We start from the raw sequence: 6,131 nt of genomic DNA, 5'->3' as shown, positions 1-6,131 counted from the left end.
GGTTGCGGCTGGGCGGCCGTGACGGGGAGGCGGCCGCTGCGGGAGAGGGCGGCCACCGCCGTCGCACAGGCCAGGCCGGTGAGCGTGAGCACGGCCCAGGTCAGCCAGAGGGCGTGGTGGTCCCGTGCGTAGTCCCACAGAGCGCCGGTCAGCAGGTTGCCGAGGGTGATGCCAAGGCCGGAGACCGTGTTGTAGAGGCCGTAGTGGGTGGCGACCAGCCGGCCGCCGGAGAGGGAGACGACGGTGTCCATCTCCAGCGGATAGACCACCGCGCTGCCCATCGCGAGCAGCACCACGGCCGCCGCGAGCGCCCCGAGCTGCGCCGGGGTCCGCAGCGGGCCCGCCACGGCGGAGGCGAGGGCGAGCGGAGCGAACGCCAGGCCCATCGCGGCCAGCCCGCGGACCATGGTCTGCGGGCCGCTCCAGCGGCGTCCGGCCCAGCCGGTCAGCCGCAGCTGGCCCGCGACCGCGACGGCGGCGGACAGGACGAACAGGCCGCTGGTGACCTTCGTGCCGTCGGCGCCGAGGGCGGAGTCGGCGGCCATCGGGAGGGCCAGATAGACCTGGAAGGTCAGCACGTAGGAACCGATCATCGCGACGGAGAACAGCAGGAAGGGCCGGTTGTCCGCCACTTGCCGCCACTGCCGCCACACGCCGCCGGGCCGCTCCCCTTCGACGTCGGCGGGCCGGGGCCGGCGGGCGGGGAGGGCCCGCCACTGGAGTGCCGAGAGCGCGGCGAAGATCGCTGCCGCCACGGTGCATACGAGCCTGAAGTCGGCGGCCAGCAGTGCCAGCCCGACCGGCGGACCGAGCAGCATCCCGGCCTGGTAGTAGACGTTGAACGCGGCGAACGCCGCCACCCTCCGCTCCCCGGCCTCGGCGGCCAGGTAGGCGCGGACCGCCGGGTTGAACAGGGCCCCGGCCAAGCCGGTGGCCGCCGACGCGGCGATGAGCGCGGGCAGGTCGTCCACCCAGCCGAGCAGCGCGAACCCGCCCGTACGCAGCAGGCAGCCGACCATGATCGGGGCCTTGTAGCCGTACCGGTCGGCGATCGTGCCGCCGATCAGGAACAGCCCCTGCTGGGACAGGTTACGGACGCCCAGCACCAAACCCACCGCCCAGGCGGCCAGGCCGAGTTGTCCGGACAGATGCGCGGCCAGATAGGGCATCAGCATGTAGAAGCCCAGGTTGATGGCGAACTGATTGGCCATCAGCATTCGGGCGGCGGGCGGGAAGGAGCTGGTGGTACGCCACAGGGACCTCATCGCTCCACCGCCGTCGCGTCGGCGAGCGGCTCGGCCACCGTCGCGTCGGCAAGAGGGTCGGTCACCGCTCCGTCGGCGAGCGGGTCGGTCACCGCTCCGTCGGCAAGCGGGTCGGTCACCGCCGCGCACCGCGTCCAGCTCGTCACCGTGGCCTGCCGCGGGTGGTCCAGTTCGGCCGGGGCCATCGGCGGTACGCAGCCCAGCAGTTGGTGCTCGCGGCACCAGTCGTCGTCGAAGACGGTGCCCACATAGCGTTGCGGCCCGTCGGGGAAGACGGCGGCGATCCGCGTCTCCGGCGGCAGCGTGGCCGCCAGATGACGGGCGGTCAGGGCCACCGCGCCCACGCTCCAGCCGCCGCTGGCGTACCGGGCCCGCGCCAGCGCCCGCGCGGCCCACACCGCCTCGCCGGGCGCGACCCAGTGCACCTCGTCGAAGAGCCCGTAGTCCACGTTGCGGGGGTAGATGCTGCTGCCGAGGCCGCGCATCAGCCGGGGCGCCGCGGGCTGTCCGAAGACCGTCGAGCCGACGGAGTCCACGCCCACCACCCGCAGCCGCGGGAAGACGGAGCGCAGCACGCGGCCGACGCCCGCCGAGTGCCCGCCGGTGCCGACGCCGGCCACCAGCACGTCGATGCGGCCGAGTTGGGCGACCAGCTCGTGGGCCAGCGGCGCGTAGGCCGCCACGTTGTCGGGGTTGTGGTACTGGTCCGGACACCAGGCGCCGGGTCGCTCGGCGAGCAGCCGCTGGACCAGGTCGCGGCGTGCCTGCTGCCAGCCGCCGACCGGGTGCGGCGCGGAGACCAGGTGCAGTTCGGCGCCGTAGGCAGTCAGCAGGCCGCGCATCAGCGGTTCCATGCCGGGGTCGGTGACCACCGCCACCGGATGCCCGAAGGTGACCCCGGCCAGGGCCAGCCCCAGGCCGAGCGTGCCGGAGGTGGACTCCACGATCGGCGCGCCGGGCAGCAGCCGCCCGCTCTCGCGGGCGCGGGCGACCATGTACAGGGCCGTACGGTCCTTGATCCCGCCGGGGTTGTAGCCCTCCAGCTTGGCCCAGAAGCCGCGCCCGGCGGCGGTGAACGGCTCCCCGATCCACAGCAGCGGGGTGTCTCCCACCAGCCCCGCCGGGGTGCGGGCGGGCAGCGAGGGCGCGGTCAGGAACTGGGCGGGGGCGCAGGGCGAGGCAGCCTGTGAAGCGGGCTTCAAGGGCTTCGAGGACGTCGGGATGGGGGCGGTTCCCGGTGTGGGAACGGGCGTGTCGAAGGTTGTCATCGCGCGGGACTCCTAGCGGCCGCCGGATCCGGCGGCCGCTTCAGTGAGCGGAAGGTGCGGACAGGTCGCGGCACCGCGTACGAGCCCTCGCGACCGGTAGTCCACGTGTCGGGCCCCGCGGTACAGGGCCTCTCAGGCCCGCCACACTCCCAGCGCGGCCCTCAGCCGCTCACCCCGCGGACCGGCGCGCGGCTGGTCCGCCGCGACCGCCTGCCATCCGGACGGCATCGCCAACGCCGCCGGCTCCACCGCCGCGCACTCCGCGGCCGGGGCGGCGAGGGCCGCTCGCGCGGCCGACAGGCCGGGTGCGTCGATGCCCGCGCACTCGGCGGACGTGTCGCCGCGCGGGCCGGAGAGCTTGGGCGCGTACGCCCCTGCCTGCGCGTACGTCCGTGCTTGCGGGCCAGCCCCTGCCTGCGCGTGCGCCCGTACCTGCGGGTCTGCCGAAGCGGTCCAGACCGCTCGCGGGAGAGCGTCGGCCCGTACGCCGATGCCGGGCTGGGGGCCGTGCGCGCAGCCCAGGGTGTGCAGCACAGCGAGCAGGACCACGGCGAGCGCGGCCACGCCGCGGCCCGTCGATCGTCGCTCCTGGAACACCCTCCACACCGGCACGCCGCACACCGTACGCAACCAGACGCACACCGTGTCCAGCGAAACGCGGCGATCGGCGATCGACCGTCAGAACTCTGTCTCAATAGCAGCCACGGTGACGGTCTGAACGACGGTCGGAACCGCCGTCCGGACGGCGGTCTCAGGCCGGCCGCGCCGTCGTCCGCATCCGCTCGTCGATCAGCTCGGCCAGCCGGTCCAGGCCCTGTTCGATACGGTCCGGGGTGAGCGTGCTGATCGACAGGCGCAGCTGCCGGAAGCCCGCCGTGGTGCCGTAGAAGTGGTGCATCGGCGTGAACAGCACACCGTAGCGGCCGGCCGCGTACTCCAGGAACGCGTCGTCCACGGTGAACGGGACGGTGACCACCACGAAGAACCCGCCCGTCGGCGCGTTCCACGAGACGCCGGGGCGGTCGCCGAGCCGCTTGGCCAGCCCTTGCAGCACCTGATCGAGATTGTTCCGGTAGACAGCCGCCTCGCGCTGATTGGCCGCGATCATGCTGCACCCGTTGCTGAGCAGCTTTCCGCCGATCACCGCCTGTCCGATGGGCGAGGTGTTCACGGTGAGCATGCTCTTGATTTTCGACAGCTCGTCGGCGAACAACCGGTCCTCTCCGCCGTCGCCATGGCCGCCACCGTCGCCATTGGTCACGCGTTGGTCGGCGACCACATATCCCACCCGCGCGCCCGGCACACCGGTCTTGGCGAACGAACCGAGATATACGACGCGCCGTCGGCGGTCCAGTGCTTTGAGGGTGGGCGGCCGGTCGGGTCCGCTGTGGAACAACCCGTACGCGTTGTCCTCCAGCAGGAGGATGTCCTCGCTCCCGGCGATTTCCAGCAGCCGGCGCCGGTCGGCGATTTCCATACTGACGCCGACCGGATTGGCGAAATCCGGTGTCACATAGCAGGCGCGGACCCGCTTTCCCGCCGCCCGCGCCATACGTAATTGGACCAGCAGATCGTCCAGGTCGATTCCGGACTCTCCGGTCCGCACCGTCCGTACGGGCAGGTCGGCGAGGAGCGCCGCGCCGGTCAGCCCGACGTAGGTGGGGCTCGGGGCGAGCAGGACGTCCCGGTCGTCGGCGCGGAGCGCGCGCAGCAGCAGGAACATCGCCTCCTGGCAGCCGACGGTGACCACCACGGACCGGGGGTCGGTCTCGATTCCCTCGTCCACGGCGAGGCTGCGCGCGACGAGGTCGGTGATGATTCCCTTGGTGTCGCCGTACTGATAGAGCGTGCGGGCGACTTGGGTGTCCGTCATTCCGCGTTCGGTTCTGAGGTGGTCGCAGAAGACCCGAAGGTATTCGTGCACCTGGGCCACCTCGTAGAACCCCTCGTAGGGGCGGCCGGCCGCGAAGGAGACGGCTTCCGGATAGGCGCCCGCGATCTCGTTCAGCAGATTCATGGACTCCATCGCCGCGTCGCCCAGCGATGCGTGCAGCGTGGCCGCGTTCAACTCGGCGAGTACGCGTTCCGATCGCGTGTTCTCCATGGACGGATTCCTTCTCGCGGACGACAGCTCACGGATGGCGGCTCACTGACGACAAGGCGCAGCACGGCACAGCACGACGCTGCACGACGCATCGCGTCGCACCAATATCATCACGCAGAACCGTGCCCGCGACAATGGCCGTTCGCCCTGGACAGACAGACCTGACAGGTCGTCACCGTGACGTACTCGGTGTCATTCCCGACGGGTGCGCATGAAAGAGGGCCGACGTAGCATTGAGCCCCGAGCGGCATTGTGTTCACAGGCGTTCACTTCAACACTCCCCGCGCGCTAGGAGTCCCATGACCGACTCACCGACGCAGCCGGGTTCCGTTCGCGGCCTGGCGGTCGACCCGGAGGAATGGCGCGTGCCGGAGCGCGCGGCGCCGCACTGCCTGGACGAGGTGGAGCGGGCCGCGGCCGCCGTGCTGCCGCCGGACGTATGGGACTTCGTGGCGGGCGGCAGCGGCCGGGAGCGGACGCTCGCCGCGAACCGCGAGGCGTTCGACCGGGTCTTCGTGCGGCCCCGCGTGCTCCGGGACGTGTCGGACTGCGCGACGGACGCCACGCTGCTGGGGCGGCCGGTCCGGATGCCGGTCGCCGTGGCTCCCGTGGCGTACCAGCGGCTGGTGCACCCCGAGGGCGAGGCGGCGACGGCCCGCGCGGCGAAGGCGGCGGGCGTGCCGTTCACCGTGAGCACGCTGAGCAGTGTGCCGGTCGAGGAGCTGACCGCCGCCGGCGGGTCCGTATGGTTCCAGCTCTACTGGCTGCGTGAGGACGGGCGGTCGCTGGATCTGGCGCGCCGGGCCGAGGACGCCGGGTGCGAGGCGCTGATGCTCACCGTCGACGTGCCGTGGATGGGCCGACGGCTGCGGGACGAGCGCAACGGATTCGCGCTGCCGGACCATGTGCGCGCCGCCCATCTGGACGCCGGGGCCGTCTCGGCGGCGCACCGGAACGCGGACCAGGGGTCGGCGCTGGCCGCCCACACCGGGCGGGCGTTCTCCCCCGCCCTCACCTGGTCCCACGTGGCCGAGCTGCGCGCCCGTACCCGCCTGCCGCTCATCATCAAGGGCATCCTGGATCCCGAAGACGCCCTGAAGGCCCTGGAGTCGGGTGTGGACGCCGTCGTGGTGTCCAACCACGGAGGCAGGCAGTTGGACGGCGTGCTCCCCAGCCTCGACGCGCTCGGGGAGGTCGTCGCAGCCGTCGGCGACCGCTGCGAGGTCCTGCTGGACGGCGGGGTCCGCGGCGGTACGGACGTACTCAAGGCACTGGCGCTCGGCGCGTCCGGCGTCCTGGTCGGCCGCCCGCCGGTGTGGGGGCTGGCCGCCGACGGGGAGCGCGGCGTCCGGCGGGTGCTCGACCTGCTGGCCGATGAGCTGAGGGACGCGTTGGGGCTGGCCGGGTGTCAGGACGCCGCCTCAGCTCGTGAGTTGTACGTCCGTACGGACCGCGACCGCCCCCGCGACCGTATGAGGTGTATACGTGTTTCGC

Annotated in this window: 5 protein-coding genes; 1 reads left to right on the top strand and 4 read right to left on the bottom strand. The window is 72.5% G+C overall.

Annotation, left to right across the window (positions count from 1 at the left end):
* From ACFU99_RS29565 to ACFU99_RS29550, 4 genes are all read right to left on the bottom strand, one after another.
* Positions 1 to 1,265, bottom strand: a 1,265-nt coding sequence (locus ACFU99_RS29565; RefSeq protein ID WP_384397831.1) for an MFS transporter, incomplete at its 3' end; no start/stop codon positions are given.
* Complete coding sequence (locus ACFU99_RS29560; protein WP_384397829.1) at positions 1,262 to 2,533, bottom strand: PLP-dependent cysteine synthase family protein; 1,272 nt, start codon at positions 2,531 to 2,533, stop codon at positions 1,262 to 1,264. The genes ACFU99_RS29565 and ACFU99_RS29560, both read right to left, overlap by 4 nt.
* Positions 2,534 to 2,665: 132 nt before the next feature.
* On the bottom strand, positions 2,666 to 3,145 hold the full coding sequence (locus ACFU99_RS29555; protein ID WP_384397827.1) for a hypothetical protein: 480 nt from the start codon (positions 3,143 to 3,145) through the stop codon (positions 2,666 to 2,668).
* A gap of 139 nt (positions 3,146 to 3,284) precedes the next feature.
* Positions 3,285 to 4,637, bottom strand: a complete 1,353-nt coding sequence (locus tag ACFU99_RS29550) for a PLP-dependent aminotransferase family protein (protein ID WP_384397825.1) — start codon at positions 4,635 to 4,637, stop codon at positions 3,285 to 3,287.
* Between the two features lie 299 nt (positions 4,638 to 4,936).
* On the opposite strand from ACFU99_RS29550, the gene ACFU99_RS29545 reads away from it, so the two are divergent.
* On the top strand, positions 4,937 to 6,131 hold a 1,195-nt coding region (locus ACFU99_RS29545; protein ID WP_384397823.1), incomplete at its 3' end, for an alpha-hydroxy acid oxidase.

This window comes from Streptomyces sp. NPDC057654, assembly GCF_042800135.1.
GTDB lineage: Bacteria > Actinomycetota > Actinomycetes > Streptomycetales > Streptomycetaceae > Streptomyces.
Note: the sequence above shows the minus strand (reverse complement) of the source record. Positions and strands in the feature narration are given on the sequence as shown.

What these genes read in the sequence shown, in the direction of transcription:
- ACFU99_RS29560 (WP_384397829.1), bottom strand. Translation starts at nt 2,533, where the DNA reads ATGACAACCTTCGACACGCCCGTTCCCACACCGGGAACCGCCCCCATC.
- ACFU99_RS29550 (WP_384397825.1), bottom strand. Translation starts at nt 4,637, where the DNA reads ATGGAGAACACGCGATCGGAACGCGTACTCGCCGAGTTGAACGCGGCC.